Here is a 25,536-nt window from a genome sequence, read left to right as displayed (position 1 = left end):
CGGCGTTCCGGTGAATACTTCATAAAAACCTCTGTCTCGCCCCACTTCATTTAGAGAGTCTAACATCGGGTGGGGTTCCAACTACCTTGACAGAGGGGGATCGGGAGTGGCGTCAGGTGAGGTTTCATGTGTTTGATCTGCCACAGCCTGAAACCGTGTTCGAGCAGCGTTACCGTCAGTTGGAACAGCTGGTTGCAGCCTCTGGCTCTGAGTATCTGGAATTGGTGGCGCAGCGCCCGGTTGCCAGCCATTCGGAACTGATGGCAAAGCTTGAACAGGTGGTGGCTGCCGGTGCTGAAGGGTTGATGCTAAAGCGAAGAAACAGCCGGTATCAGGCCGGTCGTTCCGATGATCTGCTTAAAGTGAAAACCCATGAGGATGCGGAAGCGAAAGTCGTTGGTCACCTGCCGGGCAAGGGCAAGTACGAGGGGCTGATGGGGGCTTTGGAAGTGGAGCTGTACGATGGCCGGCAGTTTCGCATCGGAACCGGGTTTACCGATGCGGACAGGCGCAACCCGCCGGCGATTGGCTCAATCATTACCTTCCGCTACCGTGGTTTGACCGCCACCGGCTTGCCGAGATTTGCCAGCTTTCTTCGGGTCCGGAATGTTGAACCGGTGCCGAAGGCCGATTAGGGCGAGATGGCCTTGCTGCTCTGGGCCAGCTCCTCCAGCGTGCTGTATTCACACTCCAGTTCAGCGATGAAGGTGCGGCCGGAATCGGTCAGGATGTTGTCATCCCGGAGTAGTCGGCGGCCCAAAAGTACCGGGTAGGAAAATTTGCCCCGGTCGGTGAGGGAAAACTGGGTTTCATGGACCTTGCCGCCGAGACAGAAGTCCATTTCGACCACATAGCGCCGCTGTGAGGGGGCGCCCTTGCGTTTGATCAGTACGGTGCGATAGACCGGCCGCTCAAATTCCAGAATCACTTCGTCGTGTTTCAGATCACCCTCGCTGGGCTGGTCTTCGTGGTCACCCAGCGGGAGCTGGAAGCGCACCCATTCCTCGTTGTCCTTCTCGAAAGATTCCACATTCACAGCATGCAGGGACGAGGTCTTGGCGCCGGTATCCAGGCGTGCTTTTAACCGGATGCCGGTCTCGCCCATCACCACCCACTCCACAAAGCCCATCACTTCCGGCTCCGCCGATGCTTGTGACTGAGTCTCGGCCGTGGCCGGGTTGGCAGAGAACAAGAGGCTGGTCAGGGCGATGACAGCAGATCGCATTGGATGCTTCCTTTGGCTGGTCAATCTGAAAAGGTGGAGCGGCACGGGCCGGTCCGTTTCTGTGCAATTCCAGCAAGGTTATCAGGGTCGGTCGCCTGTAGCCCTTTCGGGCAGATTAACAAACCGTGAGCCTGTCTCGCCGGATTTGCTCCGGGGCCGCCATTCTGGCCCGAAAATGGCCAGTGTAATGCACCGCAAAGGGCGTACACTGAAAATACACACGGGAGACTAGCCATGGTGTCTGTTCCTTCCGCTGGGCGAGTCCAGAAGCACATTTCGGCCATTGCCAGCGGCTTTCTGGGTGATTGACCTTCGCAGCGAGGGTATCCGCAACTTGTCGCGGGGGGATGTGTTTGAACCGGGAACTTCGGATCAACCGCTGTTGCAGGGTGCACGGCATTACGTGATCAGCGGACTGCTCGCCAAGGGCGAACAGCACCCTGTGAACGTTCTGTTTGGCGATGCCCTGGTGCATCAATCCAGCGCCCGTGGTGAACGCCGTGAAGGCTGGGAACTGGCGGGCATCGCCAATTTTCCTGGTGTTGACCATATTCGCCTGGCCCATCACCCCTTGGTGAGTCAGCAATTGCAGGAGTGGCTGTCATGAAAGGACCGGATAACAATACCCACTGGTGGCTGGGTGTGGCGGAGCTGGTGGCCCACGGGATGCATCACGGCGCGATGAAGTTGAAGCGTGTGCACCTTTTCATTGCCGAACATGACTGAAACATGAATGATTCTTAGTAAGGTTTTAACTCCCAGCTAGCCGTTATCTCTGTAGGGTAGGCCCATGCAATCGGGATAGAGACATCCGGATTGTTCGTTTCGACGAATGGAAAACCCAACCACAGAGGAAACGCGTTATGAGCTACAAAGCCAGTTTTGCGTGTGCCACGGTTCTGTCTGCTGCTGTACTGACAGCACCTGCCGTCTGGGCGCAGGATAAAGTGAGCCGGGATAACTCAGGGCCTTACATCAGTGGTAGCTACGGGGGCTACAAATCCCACGGCGGTGAATTCAAGGATGACAACGATCTGCTGGGCGCGGCGCTGGGTTACCAGTTCAATGAGTTCTTTGCCCTGGAAGCGGAATACATTGATTTCGGCAAGTTCGGCGATGACGACGTTAAAGCCAAGCTCAAAGGGGTTGGCCTGAGTGCTGTTGGCCGTTTGCCTCTCACTCAGAGTTTCGGGGTGTATGCGAAGGCCGGTGCATTCGCTTCGGCCTTTGATGTGGATGCCTTCGATGAGAGTGAAACCTATGACGAGGTCAATCCGTTTATTGGCGCCGGTGTGGATTTCCGGGTGACCAATAGCCTGACCGCTTTCGCCGAGTATGCCCGTTACAACGTGGATATCGATGAAGACGATTTCAATGGCCAGATTACCAATAATGGTCCGGATTTCGACACCGGCCGGGTTGGCTTGAAGTACCAGTTCTGACTCGTTGCGGGTTTGGGGCGCCGGCTGTAGCAGGCCGGCGCCCCTTTCTTTACGCCTTAGGGTGTTCGGCTTCGTCTGGTCCCGATGTTTGCCCTGCTGGAATAACCTCCAGGCGGTTCCGGCCGTTACGCTTGGCGGTGTATAGCGCCTGGTCGGCCAGCCGGAGATATTCCGCAGATGTGTGCTCTGGTGTTGGAAACCCCAATGCCAGGCCAATGCTGACGGTCAGATCAATCCCTTTATCCTTGCAGGTATCACAGCGCCGGGTTGCGACTTCCTCGCGGAACCGGTTCAGCCGAGCCTTTATGTCATCTGCATCCTGATAACTGGCAAAAATCACAAACTCTTCTCCACCAAACCGTGCCAGACGGTCAGTGTCGCGGCGGAAATGTTCGCGCATGGTATTTGCCAGAGATTCCAGGCACCGGTCACCAGCCTCATGCCCCCAATTATCATTAATCTTCTTGAAATGGTCCGCGTCGACCATGGCAACCGCAAAGCCGGTCTGGTGCCGCAGGCACCATTGAAAGCTGTTGGAGAACTCCCGGTCGAAGTAGGTGCGGTTGCCCAGGCCTGTGAGGTTATCGGTCACACTCAGACGGGACAGAGCGGTATTGGCCTCGGCAAGTTCCCGATTGAGACGGCCGAGTTTCCGGTTCCAGTAGACCAGCAGGGCGGTGGCCAGCAGGCCCAGCGAAAGTATTTGCCAGAACCGGGTATAGTCCACGCGTTCCTCGATTCGCAGGTTGCGCCAGGTGCTTTCAAGCTGAGTGCGCTCTGCAGGTGTCAGGCTCAACACCAGTTTCTGCATGATGCCGTGTAACGTGGGTTCGTCATTGCGGGTGCCGATCGCCAGTGACCAGTCGGCCGGTACCCGGCCAATCACCTTCAGGTCCGCCAGGCCCATTGACTGCATGTAGTAACTGGCGGTGGCCAGTGTAGTGACATAGCCGATCAGCTCCCGGTTCTGAAGTTTTCTCAGGCCTTCTTGCTCTGACTCTACGGTAACCAGTTGCAAGGATGGATTGCGTTTGCGCAGCAATTCGGCAAACGCGTAGCCTTCCACAATGCCAACGCGGCCGCCCTCCAGCTCGTTGAGACGCTGAATGAACGGGGCCTCAATACGGCCAATCACCACGTTTGGTACTTCCAGATAGGGTGAGGTGAAGTCCAGATAAACGGACCTTTCGGGTGTACGCATGGCCATCGGGAACATGTCGCAACGCCGATCCTTCGCCGCGGCAATGGCTTCCTGCCAGTTGCTGGTGGGCACCAGCCGGAAACGCAGGTTACCTCGTTGGCTGAACAGCTCAAGCACATCTGCGGCCAGGCCGGTGTGTTTACCATCCCTCACGCCTTCGAGGGGCATCCAGTCCGGGTCTGCGCAGATGCGAATTTCCCGATTCCGTTGTTCCAGCCATAGGGACTCGGTGTCTGTCCAGTGCACCAGTTCCGCTGTGTTCAGCGAGGGCTGGTTGCTGGCGCCGAGCCAGCGGGTTTCGATCACCTGTTGTTCCGTTGGCGTAATGCTGGTCAGTGCCTGATTCAGGATGTCTGCCAGCGGCGCCAGGGCTGGTCTCACCCCGAAGCGAAGGTCCTCGCCACTGAAGCCCGGGAGCTGAAGTTCTCCGGCGATTCGGGTGCCACTGATACCCAGTTGCCGGATCCAGTAATTGCCCGAATGCAGGGCTCCGATAACGACATCCACATCGCCGCTCGCCAACGCCTGGAACATGGGTTGCTGTGAGTGGAAGCTGAGCAATGTGCCGTTACTCAGCAATTGCCGAAGCGTTTCCTCATAGTAGATGCCCGCGCCCAGTCCAACCCGATAGTGCTTCAGGTCCTCAAGATTTTGGTAGTTGAGACTCTCATCCCGGGTAAAGATGACGTTGGGAATGATGTGATAGGGCGAGGTGAAGTGGGCGAAGGACTCCCGTTCCGGGCGATGGGACATGTTGGCCATGACATCAATGTCGCCGTTCTTGAGCATGGGAATCAGTTCGTCCCACTGGCCGCTGACAGGAATAGCCTGCAGGCCAGTCAGGTCAACCAGCCGGTTCATGATATCAACGCTCAGACCTCTGACCCGCCCGCCGTCGGTGAAACTGAACGGCGCATAATCATCCATGAATCCGATCCGAACCGGCCCCAGACTCGCCAGGTACTGTCGTTGTTGCGAGCTGAGGGCCAGCTCTGTACCTGTGGAGCCGGTCAAACCGCCAAACTCCTGCCAACGCTGCAGCAGGTGCTGCAGTTTTTCCTCCGGTACGGCATTCAGCCCGGCCTGAATCTGATTGAACAGGTTCAAGTTGTCGGTGAGAACACCAATACGGAAATCCTCAGGTAAATTTCGCGGTAGTGATAAGGTTCGGAGAACAGGACCTTTTCAGCACGGTCCGGACGCCAGGAAATACCGTCTATCGCATCCAGATCTCCGCGCAGGAAGGCCGCATAGATGTCTGGCCAGCTACCGGCACGAAAATCAAAGACCAGGTTGCTTTTGCTGGCCACTTCCCGAAGGACGTCAATGGAGAACCCGGCTGGATTGCGACCTTCAAAAAAAGTGTAGGGTTCGTTGTCGGCCACCACGCCAATTGTGACAACGGGAGACGAGCTCTCCGGCTCTTCCGCCCGGGCTGCGAACGTCAGCACCGCAATCATCAGTGTGGCCAGCGTTAGCCAGGCAGCACAGAATTTTCGCTGGGGCGGTTGAGGCAGGCGGCTTTGCAAGGTATACCTTCCCTGTGAATAACAGTGCCAGTGTAGTTGCAGATCGTAACCTTTGACAGTGGTGTGTGGCTATATTGAATACAGATTCAGGCTATGAAACGGCACGCCTTTGATGGAGTAGGGGAATGACAGAAACGGGTTTTGACTGGCAGCAGATTCCGGCCGCTGTGTGGCGCCGGCACCGCTCCGGCCTGCGGGCCATTCGCCGGCTGGATCCAATCAGTTGGGGCGATCTCACGGGTATTGACCGGCAGAAACAGGCCCTGGCCCGGAACACGGAGCGCTTCCTCGCAGGGGAGCCTTCGAACAACGCGCTGCTTTGGGGTTTTCGGGGCACCGGAAAGTCGTCCCTGATTAAGGCGTTGCTGAACCGTTACCAGGCTGATGGCCTGCGCATGATTGAAGTGGACAAGGATGATCTGGTGAACCTGCCGGAGATTGTCGACGACATCTGCGAGCTGCCGTACCGCTTTGTGATCTTCTGTGATGACCTGTCGTTTGATGTGGGGGAGTCCGGTTATAAGGCCTTGAAAAGCGTGCTAGAGGGATCACTGGAGCTGCCCCCGGAGAACGTGCGGGTGTATGCCACCTCCAACCGCCGGCATCTGATGCCGGAATTCATGAGTGACAACCTGAAAAGCGAGGTGCGCGACGGCGAACTGCACCCGGCGGAAGCCATTGAAGAACAGGTATCACTGGCGGACCGGTTCGGGCTGCAGCTGTCGTTTTATCCGTTTTCCCAAGATGTCTATCTGCAGGCGGTGGACGCGCTGTTTCCGGAGGTGGCAGAGCGCTCGCAACTGCACCAGGAGGCCATCCGGTTTGCCACCGGCAAAGGGGTGCGCAACGGTCGCACGGCCCAGCAGTTTTACCGCCAGTTTGCCGGGGACCCCAGATTCAGCTGACGCCGGCTATTGCCGGCGGGCCATGCGGATAAACCGGTGGTGGATGGTCCGGATGCCCAGGAATACCAGCACCATGATCACCGGTATGGCCACGCCCAGTACCAGGGATTTGTTGAACGCCAGGCCGCTATCCTGCAGTACGTCCAGGCCAAGCTTGAGCAGGCTGATCAGATAGTAGGAGATCGCCACAACCGAGAAGCCTTCGACTGTGTGTTGCATCATCAATTGAATGCGGGAACGGCGGTCCATGGAACTCAGCAGTTGCTGGTTCTGACTCTGGATCGCCAGTTCCACCCGGGTACGCATCATGTCGGAGGCTCGGTCTACACGGCGGGACAGGTCTTCGAGCCGTTCCCCTACCGCTTCGCAGGTTTTCACCGCCGGGGTTAGCCGGCGGGTCATGAATTCGCTGATGGTCAGGTGGCCGGAGACTTCGTCTTCCCGCAGTTCTTCCAGCCGGGTCAGCACCAGTTCGTGGTAAGCCCGGGTAGCGGCAAAACGGAAGGTGGAGTGGGCCCGGTAGGCTTCTATTCGGGCGGCAATGTGGGTGAGTTCGGCGAGTATCTGTTGTTCGTCCAGGGATTCGTTATCCGCCAGGGACTGGGTGATGGTGGCCAGCTCGTGGTCCATGTCGTTCAGGCTGGGCGTCATTTCCCGGGCCAGTGGCAGCGCTAGCAGCGACATCAGCCGGTAGGTTTCAATCTCCATCAGGCGCTGCACCAGGCGGCCCAGCTGGCTGTTGGACATTTTGTGATTGAGCACCATAAAGCGGCCGAAATGGTCGCTGTGCAACTGAAATGAGCCCAGCACACGGGCGGCGCCTTCCTGCGGGCTGCTGCCGATCAGGCGCATACCTTCGAAATACTTGCGCATGTACGCCAGTTCGCTGCGGGCGTCCTCTTCCGACGGGCGCACCTCAATGTGGAAGGCCCCGACGATGGTTCCTTCCAGCTGCTCTAGCCACCCCTCTGGTAACGAGCTGATGCCGGTCTCGGCAAAAGGTTCGGCGCTGGAAATGCCAAGATTGATAAAAGTGTAAGAGGCAAACTCCATATGCACTTCACGCCGGACGCGCAGCTTGCCGAAGTTGTGCTCATAGCAGCTGACTTCCTGTTCCGGCCAGGGCTCGCCCAGCAGGCGGTGCAGCCGCTGAAGATGCGCGAACTGTGTTCGGCGCTGCTCCGGTGTGACCAGCACGGCAATGTGGGTCACCCGGGCGGTGGAAGGAATCACCTGGAAGGGGCGTGAGTGCAGTTCCTGGTAAAGGTCTGCCCGCAAGGGATGAAAATCCAGGGATGACGTTTCGGCACTCACAATGTTTATCCTGTTTCCGGGTGGTATACCGGGATGATAACCCGGAAGCTCACCCCGTCAATGCCACCTTCGCGGGTGTTTCGGGCCTCCACATGGCCACCATGGTAGTCGGCAATAAGACGTACGATCAGCAACCCCTGCCCCAGGTGCCCCTCGCTCTGGCCCTGGCGCTGGGAGACAAAGGCGCCAAAAATATCCACGCCGGCGTGTTCCGGCAATTGCGAGCCCTCGTTGAACACACACAATTGGTAGTGGTCCGAATGGCGTTGCAGGCTGACCTCTATGGCGCCGCCTTTGGGGGTAAAATCCCGGGCGTTATCCACCAGCTTGTCGAGCATTTGCACCAGCATTTCCGGTGAGCCCATCAGTGGGCATTCGGCTTCGGGAATCTGGTAACGGATCTGGTGGTCGGCATCCAGTTGTTGGTACGCCTCGGTGGCTTGCGCGACCACCTCGGACAGGTCGAACCGTTCTTTGTCAGCCTGGTCGAAGCTCTGCTCGAGCCGCGCGGCCTCACTCATGCTGTTGAGAATTCGGCGCAGCCGCTCGGTAGCCCCGGCGGCCCGTTCCAGGTATTGCTGCCGTTCCTGCTCGGAGCTGTTATGGGCGAGGTTCTCTAGGGACGACCTGACCACCGCCACGGGGGTTTTCAGCTCATGGGACAGCCGGCGGGAAAAACTCTCCAGGTAGTGGTTATAACTCTGCAGCCGTTCCACCATCTGGCTGAAATGCTGTTGCAGTTGCCCCAGTTCATCCTGGGTTCTGGCGCCGGGCACCTGGCTCAGAATCCGGCCATCTTCGTCCACGCTGGCGCTGACCAGGCGTTGCAGGCGGGCAATTCGCCAGGATAACCAACTGGCATAACCCAGCAGCACCAGGGTTAACGCGAGAATGATGAGCAGGCTGCGGGCCAGGACGCTGCCAAGGGCCGAGCCGGAGACGGTGAGCAGTTGATCGAGGGATTGTTCCAGTACCAGCGAGCGACCGCCAAACAGATCATGCTCGGTGGCCAGCCAGACCGAGCCGTCATTGCGCCTGACCAGGTGATTGTCTGGCAGGCCACCGGTGATCAGCCTATGGGTGGCTTCGCCCAGCGGTGTGGGCTCCGGCTGGTAGAGCCGAATCAGGGCGCGCAGGGCGTTGAGGGTGATTTTCTCAAGTACTTGCACGGGAGACAGATCATCGAAGTCCGGGCCCTGGCCAGTGGCCGGATGCCGGTGATGGGCAATCACCCACCCCGCCGGCTCAACCAAAGTGACTTGCTGACCATCACCGAGCTGGTCCGCAAGTGCCCGTTCCAGTTCAGGGATCCGCTGCACCAGCGGGGGTGGTGGTTCAATGCCGGTGCCGGGTACGGAGGCGTCCTGGCCTCCCTGGGTCAGCTGGAAGCCCAGCAAGCTGCCACGGGCAGGCTGCGGCATCTGCAGCTCTAGTTGCCAGCCAGACCCCCGATCCCGCCAGGCACCCTGAACCCGATAATCCGGAGTCTGCTGGCGGTCTTCCCGAATGGCATTCACGCTGCCCGGCGCTGAGGTTCGTAGTGTCCAGCGTTGCCGTGGCACCGGCTGTTGCAGGTTGGTGACCGGCGGTTGCAGCACCAGCTCAAAGCGATCATGGGGTTGGTCAGGCCGGTTCTGCTGAAACAGTTGCATGGCCTGGTTCTGCATCTGGACCAACAGGAACAGGTGCCGGCCATCACTGGCGGCCTGCCATCGCAGGTGGGGTTCGCCCGGCACGGGCAGGGGCTCAGCCGATTGCCAGGGCTGCAGGTGATCGGGCTCATCGTAACCGGGCCAGTCGTCGGCATGGCCGTCGGGTTTGATCGGGGTTTCTGCCGGGCTGGCGTAGAGCGCGTTCGGGGTGGTGATGGCGGGTTGCCCCAGCAGCAGGTCGCCGGCCAGGTTTGCCATCCGCTGGCCCCGCTCTTGGAGCTGTTGCAGGGCCTGTTGGCGCAGGGCGTCATCCAGTTCCAGCACAAACTTCAGCCCGGCCCAGGGTATCAGCAGCATCAGCAGGCTGGCGAGGAACAGCTGGCGTTTAAGGCTCAAGGTCAGACCTCACGGGCATTCCAGCGATAACCCATTCCATAGGCGGTCTGAATGCCATCAAAGCTGCTGTCCAGCTGGCTGAATTTACGCCGGATGCGTTTGATATGGGAGGTCACGGTGTTGTCATCCAGTACCGTGCTGGCGGCTTCCATCAGCTGGTCCCGGCTGCGAACGTGGCCGGGATGCTGCACCAGGCTGTGCAGCATCCAGAATTCGGTCACCGTCAAGTCCACCGGCTGGTTGTCCCAGGACACGGTCATGCGGTCGACGTTGAGCGACAGCCGGCCCCGGTGCAGCAGCTCATCCGGCTTTTGCAGCGCCTCGGCCCAGGCATCGGCCCGGCGAAGCAGGGCGGTAATCCGGGCCAGCAGATGATCCAGGCTCATGTCTTTGGTGACGTAATCGTCAGCGCCCAGGCGCAAGCCGTGCACCGAATCGATATCGCTGTCCCGGGCGGTCAGGAAGATGATCGGCAAGGTAGCAGACTGCGACCGAAGGTCCTGGCACAGGGTAAACCCGCCTTCCGGCTCGTCTCCAAGCCCGACGTCAATAATGGCCAGGTCTGGCAACGCCTGGCGCAGCACTTGCCAGGCCGATGGCCGGTCGCCATAGGCTGATACCCGGTAACCCCGGCGCTCAAACGCCGCCCGGTAGTTATCGCGAATGCCTGCTTCGTCTTCAATCAGAACAATGTGTTTTTTCATGGGTGATGCTGTTCAGCAAGATGTGCTGTCATTAAACCATGCTCCTTGCGCGGCACAAGTCGATGCTGCGGGATTGCCATAATTCATCATTTTCTATCGCCAGCTTGCCCGTTTCTGCCACGGCAGGGCCCATTCAGCCTGTTGCAATGGCATCACTAACTTCCACAAAAAGGATGTCGTGATGATGTTGCTATCGCTGCTTGCCAATCCGGCCGTACGGCCTGACCTGTTCACCGCCCGCCGGGCGAAGCCAGCCGCTAAACAATCCAGGTGGTTGCGAATGGCCGAGGGTATCAGCCTTTGGCTGGCGGTTCTGCTGATGTTGTTTGTCCATCCCCTCTACGCGGAGGCGCGTCAGATGGACATGGAACAGCCGGGTCAACTGTACCTGATGAATGATCAAAATGCCCGGCAGCAGCCGGCGGTGATTCTGGACAGTGAGTTTCAGGTTCGTGTGTCTGGCTTGCTGGCCCAGACCAGGCTGACCAGGACGTTTCGTAATGCCAGCGACCAATGGCAAGAGGGGATTTTCGTGTTCCCGTTACCCGACAAGGCCACGGTGTACGGGCTACGCATGACCATTGGCGAGCGTGAAATCGTGGGGCACATTGAGCCCAAAGCCAAGGCCCGCCAAACCTATGAGCGGGCCAGGCAGGCCGGGCAGCATGCGGCCACGCTGGAGCAGCATCGCCCGAACCTGTTTACCAGCCGGGTAGCCAACATCCCGCCAGGCGAAAGTGTGCAGGTGGAAATCCGTTATCAGCAACCGGTGGCCTACAAGCACGGTGAATTCGAACTTCGACTGCCCACCACCTTGACCCCTAGGTATATGCCAGGCGAACCGCTGGCGGAAACCCAAGGCCCGTGGCAGTCGGGGTGGGCGCTGGCCACCACAGAGGTTGCCGATGCCCATGAAATCAGCCCGTTTACCGTTCGCCCCACGGACGTTGATGGCGGCAGTCACCGGGCCAGGATCGGAATAGAGATCGAAAGCGGCCTGGCCCTGGCGGATGTCTCCAGCCCAAGCCATCGACTGCACACCGAGCTGGACGGTGCCAGGGCGACGGTGAGGCCGGAACAGGAAAAGGTGCTGATGGACCGCGATGTGATCGTCAGGTGGCGCCCGGTAGCCGGCAGTGAGCCAAAAGCGGCCGTCTTTCACCAGACCTGGCAAGGTGAGGATTATCTGATGGCCATGGTGCTGCCGCCTGAAACGGTCGGGCCGGTGCTGCGCCGGGAGCTTGTGTTCGTTATTGATACCTCGGGTTCCATGGCGGGGGACGCGATTGCCCAGGCCCGTTCTGCCCTGCTGAAGGGGCTGGAATCCCTGCGCCCCGGTGATTCGTTCAATGTGATCCAGTTCAACAGCCAGGCCCATCCCCTGTTCGCCCAGCCGGTGCCGGCAGAAGGCCATTACCTGGCCCGGGCTCGGCGTTATGTCCAGGATTTGCGGGCCAATGGCGGTACCGAGATGGCGGGTGCCCTGTCGCTGGCGCTGGGAATGGACTCTGGCCCGGGGGGTGAACGGGTGCGCCAGGTGGTGTTTATCACCGACGGTGCCGTGGGCAATGAGTCTGCCCTGTTTAACCAGATCCGATCAGGTTTGACTGACCGAAGACTGTTTACCGTGGGGATTGGTTCTGCACCCAATATGCATTTTCTGCGGGAGGCGGCCCGGTGGGGCCGGGGTGAGTTTACCGCAATTCACTCAGGCGCCGAGGTAGACCGGGCCCTGAACCGGCTGTTTGCCGCCATGGAAGCACCGGTGCTGACCAATCTGGACGTCCGCTGGCCGGATCAGGGACAGCCTTTGGAGCCAGTACCGGCCAGGCCCGGAGATCTGTTTCGCGGCACGCCGTTGATCCAGGTAATCCGGGGGCTGCCGGCAGCAGGGCAGTTGCAGGTTTCCGGCCAGTTGCCCGGAGGCCGTCACTGGTCCACTTCTCTGGATCTTGCCCAGGCGGCGCCCGCCAGTGGTTTGAATCGTCAGTGGGCCCGTGGCCGGATTGATGAGCTGACCGATGCCGCCCGGCTTCAGGGCCAGGCGCCGGATGAGCAGCAAATCACTGAGCTTTCGGTTCGCCATGGCGTGATTTCGCCGTTCACCAGCTTTGTGGTGGTGGAGCAGCGCCGGGCTCGCCCGGAAACCGAAAGCGCAGGGTCACAGAGCATACCCACACTGCTGCCGGCAGGTAGCCAGCCCGGTATGCTCAGGTACCCCCAGACGGCCACATTCGCACCGTTGTTCACTGCGCTGGGTTTGCTGGGGCTGATGTTTTCCCTGGCCATTGCCATGCTGAACCGGAGGCCATCCCTGTGAGTCGCCTGCTGCTGTTACTGTTCGGATGTTCTGCCACGGTGCTCATGTTCGGGCTGTGGATTCCCTTCAAGGCACTGGTGGCACAGGAGCTGCTGGCGCTTGCCTGGGCCGAGACCCAGGCGCGGCAGGTCCAGGCCCGGCCCTGGCCCTGGGCCGATACCTGGCCCGTGGCGAAACTGGAAATGCCCGAGCTGGATGTGTCGATGATCGTGCTGGATGGCCTGCACGGCGAAAGCCTGGCCTTCGGGCCGGGCCGGGTGGTGGCCGGTGCCGACGGGCCGGTGATTCTGGCCGGACACCGGGACACCCACTTCAGCCACCTCCAGCATCTCGCTCCGGGTAACCCGGTCAGATTGCAAGGCCAGGATCAGCGTTGGCAGGATTATCGGGTGACCAGTATCCGGGTAGTGGACAGTCGTAAGGAGCTAATCAACACCCACACACTGGCTGCCGGCACCCTGCTGTTGGTTACCTGCTACCCCTTTGATTCCTTGGATGCTCGTGGCCCACTGCGCTATGTGGTTGAAGCTCACCCCGTTTACGCACTCGAACAAAAGGATACTGTTGCCGCACTTTGAGTTTGGCGTACACTTGTGCGCCAAGTGGATCATTAGTGGAAAAGCAGTATGGCAGTGGTAAGAAAAATCCTGGCGTGGATCAGTGTGCCAGTCTTGTGCCTTCTGGCATTGGTGTTGTACCTGGCCCGGCCGTTCAACCCGGACAACAACAGGATTTTGGGCGGGATCGTCGCCCGGGTAGGTCGTTGCCTGCTCGGCATGAAACGCCCTCTGTACGGGGCCGAAAACATGCCGCAGGACAGACCCACGGTGATCATCGCCAACCACCAACAGAACGACGACCTGTTCCTGATGGGTGACTTGCTACCACCGCGCACGGTGGCGGTGGGCAAGTCCTCACTGGTTTGGGTGCCGTTCTTTGGCCAGGTATTCTGGCTGGGTGGCAACATCATTCTGAACCGCGGTCGGTCCCGAAAAGCGGTGGCGGTGATGGAGGCCACCAGTGAGGCGATCAACCAGCAGCGTAAAAGTATCTGGGTATTCCCGGAAGGCACTCGTAGCCGTGGCCGTGGCCTGGGAAGTTTCAAGAAAGGCGCGTTTCACACAGCTATTGCTGCCGGTGCCCCCATCACCATGGTGTGTGCCGGTGAGTATCACGGCAAAACACGAGGCTGGTCTGGCCGCAGGGAGCCAGTCCCGATGCAGATTCTTCCGCCCGTCGAAACCCAGGGGCTGACCTCTGCCGATATCCCCGAGCTGATCGCCCGGTGCCACCAACAGATGTCGGAAGCCATCGCAGGGCTTGCACGAACTCCCGGAACTGCTTGAATGGCCGTGAAAAACAGGGCAGTCTTCTGAACAGGAATGCATTCTGGACTGGTAAACCTTGGGAGAATGGATAGATGAGCCTGATCTGGTTTCTGATCATTGGTGGTCTTGCCGGCTGGCTGGCTGGCCTGATTATGAAAGGCAAGGGCTTTGGCGTGCTGGCCAATATCGGTATTGGTATTGTCGGTTCGGTGATTGGCGGCGTGCTGTTTGGCGTGCTCGGGCTGGCGGTAAAGAGCATGGTCGGTGAGCTGGTAACCGCGACCGTCGGTGCGGTACTGCTGTTGGCAGTGGTCAACAAGATAAAGCAGGGCTGACATGATCGTACCCGTAACCGCTGTGTTCGCGGCCGTCCTTGGTTTGTTGTTGCTGGTGTTGTCCGGCCAGGTGGTCAAGTACCGGCTGAAGTACCGTAAAGGGCTGGGCGTGAACGACGATGTCGAGTTTGAGGCAGCGGTGCGCGCCCATGCTAACCTGGTCGAATATGCGCCCATTGGCCTGATTATGCTGGCGATTGCCGAGCTGAACGGTGTTGCCTCAGGCCTGATTTACTGGACCGGCATGGCGCTGGTGGTGGGCCGTATTCTCCATGCCTGGGGCATGATCAACGGCAAGGGTGGCCCCCACAAGGCCCGCATGATCGGTATCCTGTTAACCTGGTTGGCGATTCTGGTGGCGGCGTTGCTATTACTGTGGAACGTCTGGCAGGTGTACGGCTGAGCAAGCCGGCAGCGATTGCTTAAACGGGGCCTGTTGGCCCCGTTTGTGTATGTACCTGGCGCTCAGAGTGCTTGGGCAATGTCCATGGTCAGGTATTCCAGCTCCACCCGTCGGTTGGCCGCGTGGTCTTCCGGCCGGGCCAGGGGGCGATCCGAACCCCAGGTAGCCAGCACAATGGCAGACTGGTGAACGCCCTCGCGCATGAGCAGGCGGGCCACAGAGTTGGCCCTCAGGCGAGCCAGGAAACGATTGTATTCCTCTGAACCAAAGCGGTCGGCGTGGCCATGAATTCTTACCCGCACACCCGGGTGATTTTTCAGGTAGGCAGCGTGCTGCTTCAGAACCTCGATGTCACCGGCATCCGGAGTGTGTTTGTTGAAGCCGTAGTGAAATCGGGTGCGGTGAGGACGGCTTCCGTCTTGTGAAGGCTGGCCCGCCATGCCGCCGAATGCCAATGCGGCCTTCGCCAGCAAGTCAGGGTTGTCCAGAACTAGTACGGTCATGTGCAGTATCCTCGAGTCCAGAATCCGGTTTTTGTTGTTATTGCTTCCCCAATATTGTTGGTTGAAGCAATAACGGCAATTGGCGAATGGTCGATAGGCACCGGAAGTGAGTGGTTACCGATTGAATGGCATTTGTGTGACTGTGTGATGACACCCACGGTTGTGTGCTGCGCCACATTTCCCGTTGCAGACCTTTGATTTCTGCTCGCCAGGTGTCATTACACCGGGAAAAGAAGTCGCTGCTGTGGTAAAAAGCAGCTTTTCAGGGACAGATTGTGATGAATTGTGACCGCCCATGCTGATTATTCCTGCCGAGAACGCCGTTAACTGGAAACGCCCGCCCTGGGTAACCCTGAGCCTGATGATGGCTTGCCTGCTGGTCTTCCTGTTCTATCAGGGCGGTGACGACCGCAAGTTTGAAGCGGCCCTGGAACAGTATCTGGAAGCCGACCTGCTGGCGCTCGAGGCCCCGGCTTATGAAGACTATCTGCAACGGGAAATCCGGTTTTCTGGTGATGCCCAGAGTGTTCTGGAGCTTCAGGAATTCCAGCAACTGCAGGAGGACAACGAAACCTTCTGGCTGGCAGCCACCCTGTTGGTGGACAGGGAGTTCTACCAGTACCTGCAAGAAAACCGGGACCTGATCTGGGCGCCGGCTGAGCGAAGTCACTGGCTGGAGCAGCGGGTTGCCATCGATGAACAGTGGCTGTCTCGAATGAGCGCTTATCAGTTGGGGCTTATTCCGGCGGAATTGTCGCTTTACAGCCTGATCACCTACCAGTTTCTGCACGGTGGCTGGGGCCATATTATCGGTAACCTGCTGTTCCTGTTCCTGCTTGGCTTCACCGTTGAGAAGGCCCTGGGGCCTGGCCGTTACCTGATGGCCTATCTGGCCTGTGGTGCGTTATCCGGCCTGATGTATACCGGCTTCTCCATGGGCAGCGAGATTCCTCTGGTGGGCGCGTCAGGCTCCATTTCCGGGTTGATGGGCATGTATGTGGCCATATACGGCGTGCAGAAAATCCGTTTTTTCTACTTCCTGTTGGTCTACTTCAACTATTTCCGGGCACCGGCCATCGCCCTGTTGCCGGTGTGGGTAGGCAAGGAAATCTATGATTACTGGTACGCCGGCTCTACCGGTATTGCCTATATGGCCCACGCTGGCGGGCTACTTGCCGGTGCTGGCCTGGTCTGGCTGTTGGGTAAAAGCTGGTTGCAGGTGAAAGAAGAGTTTTTTGAACCGGAAGAAGATGAACAGGACGCCCGCTTTACCTCGGCGTATGCCCAGGCTATGGCCAGCCTTGGAAGGATGGATTTCGATCTGGCCCGGCGTCAGTTCGAGGCGTTGCGGGAACGCTATCCCGAGCGCGCCATTGTGTTGGAACATCTGTACCAGCTGGCCAAACTTCGGCCAGACCTGCCAGCCTACCGGGACCTGTCACGGGAACTGATGGCCGATGCCATGGCCCGACGGCAGCCAGAGCAAATGATCTCAGTGTGGCAGGAATATCTGAGCAAGGGCGAGGCCCATCATCCGCTGGCGGTGGAAGACCATAACCGGGTAATGTTTGCCAGTCTCAAGCACCACGATTTGAAATCAGCGGAAAAGGCTTTTGAACGCATGCGCTCAACGGCGGATGTGGAAATGGTCAACGAGGCCTGCCGGTTGTTGCTGGCGGAGTTCGAGAAGCACCAGATGGAGCCAAAAGCCCGCCATTACCGCCAATTGCTCCAGAACACTCTTTGAAGCCTTAAATGCCGGCACAGCGCAGCTTGCCCTGTGCCGGCGCTTTCCGATTACTCCGGTACCTCAAAACTCGCTTTCGGGCCTTTCAGCGGTTGCTGATTGCGGGCCTGGTCCAGCCAGGTGTCAATCTGCCCATGCAAGGGGTGGGTGACACAGCGTTTCTTGATAAACGCGAGAAACGCACTGGCTTTCTCCCACTGTTGCAGGCCATTGGCCAGTGCCTGGGCGGCCAGTAAATAGGCCGGTGCCAGCTGGTCGCTGTCCGGGAACCGTTTGTGGAAATCCTGGAGCAGCCGCAATGCCGGCTTGAAGTGGCCCCGGTGATACAGGGCACTGGCACACTGCACCGCCAGTTCCGGATCGTCCAGCTGAAAGCCAGGCTCCGCCGCTTGCAGAGTCTGCATCAGCTGGTTCAACCCGTCCCCATCCTGTCGTTGGGCGAGCCACGCCATCAGGCGCGGGTGATACCGGTACAGCTCGGTCGTTGCCTGCCGGGCGGTCAGAATCTGATAGAGCTGCCCGATGCGTTTCGGATTGTCCCGGTCTTTTTTGAGGGATTCGATCAGCATGCTCTGAACCCGGTCGTAGTTGCCGTCTTTCAGGTTCATGTCCAGATCGGCATCAAAGCGGGTGCTCCGGTCCCGGTTCTGTTGGTCTGCGTCGCCCTCTTCCCCCTGAATGTCCGAGGCAAAGCCCAGCTCTTCCTGATACTGGAACAGCAGGTAACCCAGCATGTGGAACAGAATCAGGGTAAAGGTACTGTTAAGGAAGCCCGCCAGGGGCTGTGCGACCCACATCGGGAAGTGATCAACGGCAAAATCCTGGGCCGCCCCGGAAGCCAGGGTGAGCAGAATCAGATAGCCATACAGCAGGAAGTAGGGGGTGCCGATACGGGAAATCAGCACCGCCAGGTTCATCGGGTTCACCGCCGCACCCACTGATCGCTCCATCGCCAGCACCATGATGCTGGCGGGCAGGGCGAGTATCGCAAAGGCCAGGGCCAGCATCATCAGAATCGGCCCGCCGATCATTGCCGCCGCAGCCACCAGGCCACCCATCAGTACAAATACGAGAAGCTGCAGAATGACGATATCAAAACCGCTGCCCGTGAACGCCACGGACACCGGCGGAGGTTTCAGATGGCCTTCTGCGGTGTGGCTGATCACAGCATAGGTGTACTTGAACAGCGCCAGTGCCAGTACCAGCCAGATAACCAGGCCGACAATGTTCGCCGGTGCAACGATGGGCACCAGCGTACATATGGCGATTACTATCAATGGATCGGTATGGAACGGGTAGCGGAAGAAAGCGCCGATACGGTGCCAGAAGGGCACCACCTCGGTTGCCGCCCCGAGATACCGCATGGCCTTGCTGCAGCGTGGGCACAGGGCGCGGCGCTGGCGGGTGTCTGCATCGGGCATGCAGCGATTGCAATAGTGCATCTGGCACTCACCACAGTGCCACTTGGCCGGGTCGCCCGGGTGGTAATGACAATCGTGTTTCACGGTAGATCCTGATCCGTCAGAAAACAGCGCCAATGATGACAGAACTGGCCTTGTGCCGCAGCTGATCTGTTCACACTCCCTTCCGTGAACGCTAAAGAAATCTGCTCAGGAAGGTGCCGGCGATTGGATCAACCGCCGGCACCTTCCTGCCAGTGGCTACGAACCTCCAGTATCGACGGCAGGCAACGGAAGAAGGCCTCAACCAGTTGCGGGTCAAAATGCTGGCCGCTTTGTTCGCGAATCAGGTCGGTCGCCTGGTCTATGGACCAGGCTTTTTTGTAGGGGCGCTCACTGGTCAGGGCGTCGAACACATCGGCCAGAGCGACAATGCGGGCTGAAACCGGAATGGCTTCCCCTCTCAGCCCTCGGGGATAGCCGCTGCCGTCCCACTTCTCATGGTGATTAAGGGCAACCTCGCGCGCCATGTTCAGCAAATCTGAGCCATCTTCTCCAATGATTTCGGCGCCGATCTCGGCGTGCCGTTGCATCACGGCCCATTCATCCGGGTCTAGTTTTCCGGGTTTCTGCAAAATGGCATCGGGGATGCCGATTTTACCGACGTCGTGCATTGGCGCGGCGTTGAGCAGGGTATCAGACCAGGCTTCGCCCAACCCGGCCTCCAGGGCAATCAGCCGGGAAAAGTGGCTCATGCGGATAACATGCAGGCCGGTTTCGTTGTCCTTGTATTCGGCAGCGCGCCCCAGCATCTGAACCACCGCGAGCCGTGTCCCCACCAGTTCGTCCATACCCACCAGCGACAGGTGGGTTCTAACCCTGGCCTGGACTATCGGTGCGCTCACCGGTTTGGTGATGTAGTCCACGGCGCCCAGCTCAAATCCTCTCGCTTCGTCGTCTGCTTCGGCCAGAGCTGTGACAAAAATCACCGGAATGTTCCGGGTGGTCGGGTTGGCTTTCAGCGCCTGGCACACCTGGTGGCCGGTCATTCCGGGCATCATCACATCCAGCAGGATCAGATCGGGTTTTTCTGCCGACGCCAGCTCCAGCGCCCGCTCGCCGTCTTTGGCGAACAGCATCCGGTAGTTGTCGGAGAGAATATTGCGGAGTACCTGTAGGTTGGCGGGTTCGTCATCCACCACCAACAGAGTACGGGTGTCTGTGATCATGAAGGCTCCTGCAGGGTATCTCGGTACTGCTGTAACAGGTCTGCGGCTTTTTCAGGCTCAAATTCGGACATGGCATCGACAACGTCGCTGGCCAGCTGTTCCGGAAGTCGGGGTTTCAGTTGTGCGAACAGCTGATCCGGCAGTTCACCGTGCTGCAAGCGATCAATAATTTCGGCCAAGGCAGCGGCGCTTGGTTTTTCGTCCGGGATGAGCGCTTGCGGCGTTTCAGGTTCGCCCATGCCTGGGCAGGTTTCCAGCCAGGCCCGGATATCTGAGTAGCGATCGTCCAGAGATTGCCACAGGTGATCGGCAACCGGCTGATTTTGGGCCAGGGCAGACTCAAGGGCTTCAAGGGCATTTACCAGAGCTTTGAGGCCCAGGTTGCCCGCCACACCACGCAGGCGGTGGGCCAGGCTGGCGGTGTCGGTCGCATGGGGTTGTTGGCGGAGTGTATCAGGCTGGTTATCCTCTGCGCTCAGAAAGCGGGCGACCGCCCGTTGGTGGGCGATTGCATCGGGCCAGAGCTGGGCGACCACGTTATCATCAACCACGGTCAGTTCGTGGATCGCTCGCCGGTCAACTGCGGGGCCGGCCTGAATACCCAATACTCGCGCAATTTCCCGGGTCAGTTCCGATATATCAATCGGCTTGATGGCAAAGCCGTCCATGCCGGATTCGAGAGCCTGCCTGCGGTCGTCCTCCAGAACGCTGGCAGTCAATGCAATCACCGGGGTGTAATGGCGGTTCTCGGCCGCCTCACGCTGCCGGATTGCCCGGGTGGCCTCGTGCCCGTTCATCTCAGGCATCTGGACATCCATCAGGATCAGATCAAAGGCCTGGCGGCAGGATCGCTCAAGGGCTTCGCGACCATTGCTGACCGTGGATACCGTGTGTTTGCGTTGTGCCAGGAGGGTTGAAAGCAGCTCCAGGTTCTGGGGGACGTCGTCGGCCACCAGAATACGAAGCGGTGGCAGGCTGGTTTCATGATCAGAATGGTGTTCCTCCGCCACGGGTTGCCCCGGTTGCAGTGGCAGGCTCACCCGAAAGGTCGAGCCCTGGCCGAGCGCGCTGGTCACAGCGATCTGGCCGCCCATCAGCTCTGCCAGTTGCCGGGCGATGGTGGTGCCAAGGCCGGTACCACCGAATCGCCGGGTCATGCTGGCGTCGGCCTGGGTGAAAGGCTCGAAAATCGTGTCGATCCTGTCGGCGGCGATGCCGATGCCGGTATCTTCGATCAGGATGGTCACTTTTTCTGCTTCCTGCTGCTGAACCATCAGGGTAACGCCACCGGTATGGGTGAATTTGACGGCATTGCTGACCAGATTAAGCAGTACCTGCTGGATTCTGAGCGGGTCGCCCTTGAAGTGTTCCTGTGCCTGATAGTCCAGCTTCAGGAATAGCCCTTTACGCCCGGCATTCAGCGACTGGGCTGCGATGATTTGTTCGCACAGCGCCCGCAGGCTGAAATCCCGGTGTTCCAGCTCGGTGTGGCCGCCGTCCAGTTTGGCAGTATCCAAAATATCATTGAGCAGGTTGAGCAGTGACCGGGCTGAGGTTTTTACCACGCCCAGATGCCTGGCCTGGGACTGATTCAGCGGGGTATCCAACACCAGATCGGTGAAACCGATGATAGCGTTCATCGGGGTGCGAATCTCGTGGCTCATGTTGGCCAGGAAGGCGCTTTTGGCGGCGGCGGCCTGCTCTGCGTCTTCCTTGGTCCGCCGAAGGTCTGTCTCCATCCGGTGCCGTTCGGTAATGTCACTGATAAAGCCAACGAAGGTGCTGATGCCGCCAAGCCGGGCTTCGCCAATGGCCAGGCGCACGGGTATCCGGTGACCATCCTTGTGGAGCGCCCAGACTTCCCGGCCAGAACCGATGATTTGTCGTTCGCCGGTGTGCAGATAGTTTTTGAGATAGCTGTCGTGGGCATCCTGATGGGGGTTGGGCATCAACATGCGCACATTCTTGCCTACCACTTCGTCTGCACTGTAACCGAAGATCCGCTCAGCGGATTCGTTGAACGATAAAATGATGCCTCGGTCGGAGATTTTGACAATGCCGTCGACGGCCGCATCGACGATGGCTTGTAGTTCACTCGCGGTTTCGAGACTACGCCTCATCAGTGCCCGGTAGCGGACTATGGCATTTATACCGGCAGCCATCAGGCTGAGCCCAACAGTAATGAACGCAATGGCAAGAGCGAGAGCGGTATGCTGGTTGCTGCCGGGAAGAAAATCCGGGTCGGGCTGTCCGATAAATCGGGCAGCCTCCATGGCCGTGTAATGCATGCCGGCGATGGCCAGTCCCATGACGGTGCCTGCGAGCAGTCGGCGACTGAAACCGCGCATCCGGGTTCTTTGGCGTAAACCGAAACTGATCCATAACGCGAGCGTACCCAGCAGCACCGCAACGACAATGGACAGAGCGAACAAGAGCGGGTCATAGCGCAGGGCAGGACCGATTTCCATCGCGGCCATACCCAGATAATGCATGGCACCGATGCCGGCGCCTACCACCACGCCGCCGCTGAGCAATCTTGGGGCGGTGATCTCCTGCTTCGATAACAGGCTGAGCGCAACCCATGAGGCAAGCAGGCTGGGAGCGGAGGACAACGCAGTGATCCACGGGTGATAGTGCACATGGGTCGGCACTTCAAACGCCAGCATGCCAATAAAGTGCATTGACCAGATGCCAAAGCCGAGAGAAGCCGAACCGCTGAAAAGATGCATGCGATGAACGAACACGCTGCTGCTTCGCCTTGCCGCTGCGGCCAGAGTCAGCGCCATGTAGGATGCGCCAACGGCAATTAACAGCGATAGAACAACCAGTCTGGCATCGTATTGGCCGGTGACCAGTTTCTCTGTGGTCGGGTTCAGAACGAAAAAATGATCAAGCGCCAGCAAAAGGATTACCTGTCGGAAATCGGAAAGAGTACGTTAACAGTGCGTATCCGGGTCATGTACGGTCTTTTTGTGTCGTTTTTTGTACAGTTTTTGGACGGCGTGCTTCTCACTTCTTCAACGCCTTTCAGGGCTATTCACCGGGGGAATAGCGAACATTCATCGGTGTTGAGTTGAACTATGTTCATTCGATGCAATAGTTAGTGTAGATCAAACCAAGAGGAGGCCCCGCATGTCGAATACCTCACTGAGCAAAGACAGCCTGAATACCCTCTCCACCCTGAAAGCGGGTGGCAAGACCTATCACTACTACAGTCTGCCCAAGGCCGCCGACACCCTGGGCGACCTCAACCGCTTGCCGTTCTCCCTGAAAGTGCTGATGGAGAACCTGCTGCGCAACGAAGACGACGTCACGGTGGACCGCTCCCACATTGATGCGATGGTGCAGTGGCTCAAAGACCGACGCTCCGACACTGAGGTTCAGTTCCGGCCGGCCCGGGTATTGATGCAGGATTTCACCGGCGTACCCGGTGTGGTGGACCTGGCGGCCATGCGCGAGGCGGTAAAACAGGCCGGTAAAGACCCGGCCCTGATTAACCCGTTATCCCCGGTGGACCTGGTAATTGACCACTCGGTAATGGTCGACAAATACGGCAATCCGTCTGCTTTCAAAGACAACGTGGCGATCGAGATGGAGCGCAACCAGGAGCGCTACGAGTTCCTGCGCTGGGGCCAGCAGGCCTTTGACAACTTTCGGGTGGTGCCGCCCGGCACCGGCATCTGTCATCAGGTCAACCTGGAGTATCTGGGTAAGACCGTTTGGCAGAAGGACGTGGATGGCAAAACCATTGCCTACCCGGATACCCTGGTGGGTACCGACTCCCACACCACCATGATCAACGGCCTGGGCATTCTTGGCTGGGGTGTCGGTGGTATCGAAGCGGAAGCCGCCATGCTGGGCCAGCCGGTCTCTATGCTGATTCCCGAGGTGGTAGGCTTCAAGATCACTGGTAAGCTGCGGGAAGGCATCACCGCCACCGACCTGGTGCTGACGGTGGTAGAGATGCTGCGCAAGAAAGGTGTAGTGGGCAAGTTTGTGGAATTCTATGGCGACGGTCTGAAAGACATGCCAGTGGCCGACCGGGCCACCATCGCCAACATGGCCCCTGAATACGGCGCTACCTGCGGCTTTTTCCCGGTAGATGATCAGACCATTACCTATATGCGCCTGACCGGCCGCGATGAAGAGTTGTTAGATCTGGTGGAAGCCTACGCGAAGGCCCAGGGCCTGTGGCGGGAGCCGGGCCATGAGCCGATCTACACCGATACCCTGGAACTGGACATGGGTGAGGTGGAAGCCAGCCTGGCCGGCCCGAAACGGCCTCAGGACCGGGTGGCCCTGAAGAACATGAAGGCCTCCTTTGAGCTGTTGATGGAAACCGCTGAAGGCCCGGCGAAAATTCAGGAGACCAAGCTCGAGTCAGAAGGCGGCCAAACCGCCGTCGGTGTCGATAACAGCTACGAACACCCGGCCAGTCAGCCGCTGGACATGAATGGCGAGAAAACACGACTGGACCCCGGCGCCGTGGTGATCGCGGCGATTACCTCTTGTACCAACACCTCCAATCCCAGCGTAATGATGGCAGCAGGCCTTATTGCCAAGAAGGCGGTGGAGAAGGGCCTTAAAACCAAACCCTGGGTGAAAACCTCGCTGGCGCCGGGCTCCAAGGTGGTCACCGATTACCTGAAAGTGGCGGGCCTGCAGGACGACCTGAATGAACTGGGCTTCAACCTGGTGGGCTACGGCTGCACCACCTGTATCGGCAACTCAGGCCCGCTGCCGGATGCCGTTGAGAAAGCCATCAACGAGGGGGATCTCACGGTCGCTTCGGTGCTGTCCGGCAACCGCAACTTTGAGGGTCGGGTGCATCCGCTGGTGAAAACCAACTGGCTGGCCTCGCCGCCCTTAGTCGTAGCCTATGCGCTGGCAGGGAATGTGCGGCTGGATCTGACCAACGACCCGCTGGGTGCCGACAAAGACGGCAACCCGGTGTACCTGAACGACCTCTGGCCCAGCCAGGCGGAAATCGCCGAGGCCGTCGAAAAGGTGAAAACCGACATGTTCCGCAAGGAATACGGCGAGGTGTTCGAAGGCGACGACATCTGGAAGTCCATCAAGGTGCCCGAGAGCAAGGTGTATGAGTGGAGCGACAAGTCCACCTATATCCAGCATCCGCCGTTTTTCGAAGGCATGGGTGAGCAGCCCGAGGCCATCGACAACATCAAGGATGCCAACATCCTGGCTCTCTTGGGTGATTCGGTCACCACCGACCATATCTCCCCGGCCGGTTCCTTCAAGGCCGATACGCCTGCCGGTAAATACCTGCAGGAACACGGGGTGGAACCGAAAGATTTCAATTCCTACGGCTCCCGCCGGGGTAACCATGAGGTGATGATGCGCGGCACCTTCGCCAACGTGCGCATCCGAAACGAGATGCTCGATGGTGTGGAAGGCGGTTTCACCAAGTTTGTGCCCACCGGCGAGCAGATGGCCATCTACGATGCCGCCATGAAGTACCAGGAGCAGGGCACGCCGTTGGTGGTGATTGCCGGCAAGGAATACGGCACTGGCTCCAGTCGGGACTGGGCCGCCAAGGGCACCCGGTTGCTGGGCGTAAAAGCCGTGGTAGCAGAATCTTATGAGCGTATCCATCGCTCTAACCTGATTGGCATGGGCGTGATGCCGCTGCAATTCCCGGAGGGTACCGATCGCAAGAGCCTGAAACTCACCGGGGAGGAAACCATCAGCATTGAAGGACTGTCTGGCGAGATCAAACCGGGCCAGACCCTGACCATGATGGTGAAATACAAGGATGGCTCTACCGAAACCTGTGAGCTGAAATCACGCATCGATACCGCCAACGAGGCGGTCTACTTCCAGCATGGTGGCATCCTGCACTATGTGGTTCGGGAGATGTTGAAGAACGCCTGAGGTTTTGCGGG

Annotated in this window: 22 protein-coding genes; 12 read left to right on the top strand and 10 right to left on the bottom strand. The window is 59.0% G+C overall.

What is annotated here, in order from left to right:
- Positions 1 to 86 precede the first annotated feature (86 nt).
- Positions 87 to 635, top strand: coding sequence for a DNA ligase (locus J122_RS02120; RefSeq protein ID WP_227510050.1), 549 nt, complete (start codon positions 87 to 89; stop codon positions 633 to 635).
- Here J122_RS02120 and J122_RS02115 read toward each other — a convergent pair.
- Positions 632 to 1,225: an ATP-dependent zinc protease gene (locus J122_RS02115; protein WP_061330931.1), complete on the bottom strand. Its 594-nt coding sequence runs from the start codon at positions 1,223 to 1,225 to the stop codon at positions 632 to 634. The two genes, J122_RS02120 and J122_RS02115, sit on opposite strands and share 4 nt — an antisense overlap.
- A 301-nt stretch (positions 1,226 to 1,526) precedes the next feature.
- Here J122_RS02115 and J122_RS02110 point away from each other — a divergent pair, with 301 nt between their 5' ends.
- From J122_RS02110 to J122_RS02105, 3 genes are all read left to right on the top strand, one after another.
- The gene (locus tag J122_RS02110) at positions 1,527 to 1,832 is read left to right on the top strand and encodes a hypothetical protein (protein ID WP_227510049.1); all 306 of its coding nucleotides are present in this window, start codon (positions 1,527 to 1,529) and stop codon (positions 1,830 to 1,832) included.
- Positions 1,829 to 1,951: a hypothetical protein gene (locus J122_RS24915; RefSeq protein ID WP_264753565.1), complete on the top strand. Its 123-nt coding sequence runs from the start codon at positions 1,829 to 1,831 to the stop codon at positions 1,949 to 1,951. The genes J122_RS02110 and J122_RS24915 overlap by 4 nt, the downstream gene beginning before the upstream one ends.
- 137 nt (positions 1,952 to 2,088) lie before the next feature.
- Positions 2,089 to 2,667 (top strand): outer membrane beta-barrel protein, encoded by a 579-nt coding sequence (locus tag J122_RS02105; protein ID WP_061330929.1) that lies wholly within the window; start codon positions 2,089 to 2,091, stop codon positions 2,665 to 2,667.
- Positions 2,668 to 2,716: 49 nt separating this feature from the next.
- Here the strand turns inward: J122_RS02105 and J122_RS02100 are convergent, their stop codons facing one another.
- A complete protein-coding gene (locus tag J122_RS02100) occupies positions 2,717 to 4,975 on the bottom strand; it encodes a diguanylate cyclase (protein WP_227510048.1) in 2,259 nt (752 codons plus the stop codon).
- Entirely contained in the window at positions 4,972 to 5,397 is a 426-nt protein-coding gene (locus J122_RS23725; protein WP_227510047.1) for a transporter substrate-binding domain-containing protein, read from the bottom strand. Before J122_RS23725 ends, J122_RS02100 begins: the two co-directional genes overlap by 4 nt.
- A 125-nt stretch (positions 5,398 to 5,522) precedes the next feature.
- Between J122_RS23725 and J122_RS02095 the strand changes: the two genes are divergently transcribed.
- Positions 5,523 to 6,302: an ATP-binding protein gene (locus J122_RS02095; RefSeq protein ID WP_061330928.1), complete on the top strand. Its 780-nt coding sequence runs from the start codon at positions 5,523 to 5,525 to the stop codon at positions 6,300 to 6,302.
- A gap of 6 nt (positions 6,303 to 6,308) precedes the next feature.
- On the opposite strand, the gene J122_RS02090 is transcribed toward J122_RS02095, so the two are convergent.
- The 3 genes from J122_RS02090 to pdsR are packed head-to-tail and all read right to left on the bottom strand — an operon-like array spanning position 6,309 to position 10,368.
- Positions 6,309 to 7,616, bottom strand: coding sequence for a DUF3422 family protein (locus J122_RS02090; RefSeq protein WP_061330927.1), 1,308 nt, complete (start codon positions 7,614 to 7,616; stop codon positions 6,309 to 6,311).
- Positions 7,617 to 7,621: 5 nt separating this feature from the next.
- Positions 7,622 to 9,664, bottom strand: coding sequence for an ATP-binding protein (locus J122_RS02085; RefSeq protein WP_061330926.1), 2,043 nt, complete (start codon positions 9,662 to 9,664; stop codon positions 7,622 to 7,624).
- 2 nt (positions 9,665 to 9,666) lie between these two features.
- Positions 9,667 to 10,368 carry a proteobacterial dedicated sortase system response regulator gene (pdsR, locus tag J122_RS02080; RefSeq protein WP_061330925.1) on the bottom strand — a complete coding sequence of 234 codons (702 nt, stop codon included), beginning with the start codon at positions 10,366 to 10,368 and terminating at the stop codon, positions 9,667 to 9,669.
- A gap of 280 nt (positions 10,369 to 10,648) precedes the next feature.
- Here pdsR and J122_RS02075 point away from each other — a divergent pair, with 280 nt between their 5' ends.
- The 5 genes from J122_RS02075 to J122_RS02055 all read left to right on the top strand — a co-directional run bounded on the left by J122_RS02075 (position 10,649) and on the right by J122_RS02055 (position 14,754).
- Complete coding sequence (locus J122_RS02075; protein ID WP_227510046.1) at positions 10,649 to 12,688, top strand: marine proteobacterial sortase target protein; 2,040 nt, start codon at positions 10,649 to 10,651, stop codon at positions 12,686 to 12,688.
- On the top strand, positions 12,685 to 13,266 hold the full coding sequence (locus J122_RS02070; RefSeq protein WP_061330923.1) for a class GN sortase: 582 nt from the start codon (positions 12,685 to 12,687) through the stop codon (positions 13,264 to 13,266). The genes J122_RS02075 and J122_RS02070 overlap by 4 nt, the downstream gene beginning before the upstream one ends.
- Positions 13,267 to 13,314: 48 nt before the next feature.
- Complete coding sequence (locus J122_RS02065; RefSeq protein WP_061330922.1) at positions 13,315 to 14,034, top strand: lysophospholipid acyltransferase family protein; 720 nt, start codon at positions 13,315 to 13,317, stop codon at positions 14,032 to 14,034.
- 74 nt (positions 14,035 to 14,108) lie between these two features.
- Positions 14,109 to 14,351, top strand: coding sequence for a GlsB/YeaQ/YmgE family stress response membrane protein (locus tag J122_RS02060; protein ID WP_061330921.1), 243 nt, complete (start codon positions 14,109 to 14,111; stop codon positions 14,349 to 14,351).
- Position 14,352: 1 nt separating this feature from the next.
- A complete protein-coding gene (locus J122_RS02055) occupies positions 14,353 to 14,754 on the top strand; it encodes an MAPEG family protein (protein ID WP_061330920.1) in 402 nt (133 codons plus the stop codon).
- A gap of 62 nt (positions 14,755 to 14,816) precedes the next feature.
- Here J122_RS02055 and J122_RS02050 read toward each other — a convergent pair whose 3' ends face one another.
- Entirely contained in the window at positions 14,817 to 15,257 is a 441-nt protein-coding gene (locus J122_RS02050; protein WP_061330919.1) for an OmpA family protein, read from the bottom strand.
- A 295-nt stretch (positions 15,258 to 15,552) separates the two neighbouring features.
- On the opposite strand from J122_RS02050, the gene J122_RS02045 reads away from it, so the two are divergent.
- On the top strand, positions 15,553 to 17,004 hold the full coding sequence (locus J122_RS02045) for a rhomboid family intramembrane serine protease (protein WP_061330918.1): 1,452 nt from the start codon (positions 15,553 to 15,555) through the stop codon (positions 17,002 to 17,004).
- A 50-nt stretch (positions 17,005 to 17,054) separates the two neighbouring features.
- On the opposite strand, the gene J122_RS02040 is transcribed toward J122_RS02045, so the two are convergent.
- The 3 genes from J122_RS02040 to J122_RS02030 all read right to left on the bottom strand — a co-directional run bounded on the left by J122_RS02040 (position 17,055) and on the right by J122_RS02030 (position 22,536).
- Positions 17,055 to 18,509, bottom strand: a complete 1,455-nt coding sequence (locus J122_RS02040) for a B-box zinc finger protein (protein WP_061330917.1) — start codon at positions 18,507 to 18,509, stop codon at positions 17,055 to 17,057.
- A 128-nt stretch (positions 18,510 to 18,637) separates the two neighbouring features.
- Positions 18,638 to 19,633: a two-component system response regulator gene (locus J122_RS02035; RefSeq protein WP_061330916.1), complete on the bottom strand. Its 996-nt coding sequence runs from the start codon at positions 19,631 to 19,633 to the stop codon at positions 18,638 to 18,640.
- Positions 19,630 to 22,536, bottom strand: a complete 2,907-nt coding sequence (locus J122_RS02030; protein WP_061330915.1) for an MHYT domain-containing protein — start codon at positions 22,534 to 22,536, stop codon at positions 19,630 to 19,632. Before J122_RS02030 ends, J122_RS02035 begins: the two co-directional genes overlap by 4 nt.
- A 229-nt stretch (positions 22,537 to 22,765) precedes the next feature.
- Here J122_RS02030 and acnA point away from each other — a divergent pair, with 229 nt between their 5' ends.
- Positions 22,766 to 25,525, top strand: a complete 2,760-nt coding sequence (gene acnA / locus J122_RS02025) for an aconitate hydratase AcnA (protein WP_061330914.1) — start codon at positions 22,766 to 22,768, stop codon at positions 25,523 to 25,525.
- Positions 25,526 to 25,536: the final 11 nt, after the last annotated feature.

Origin of the sequence: Marinobacter excellens LAMA 842 (assembly GCF_001574445.1) — a bacterium.
GTDB classification, from domain to species: Bacteria; Pseudomonadota; Gammaproteobacteria; order Pseudomonadales; family Oleiphilaceae; genus Marinobacter; species Marinobacter shengliensis.
The sequence above is the reverse complement of the archived record's forward strand: the minus strand, read 5'-3'. Positions and strand labels throughout refer to the sequence as shown.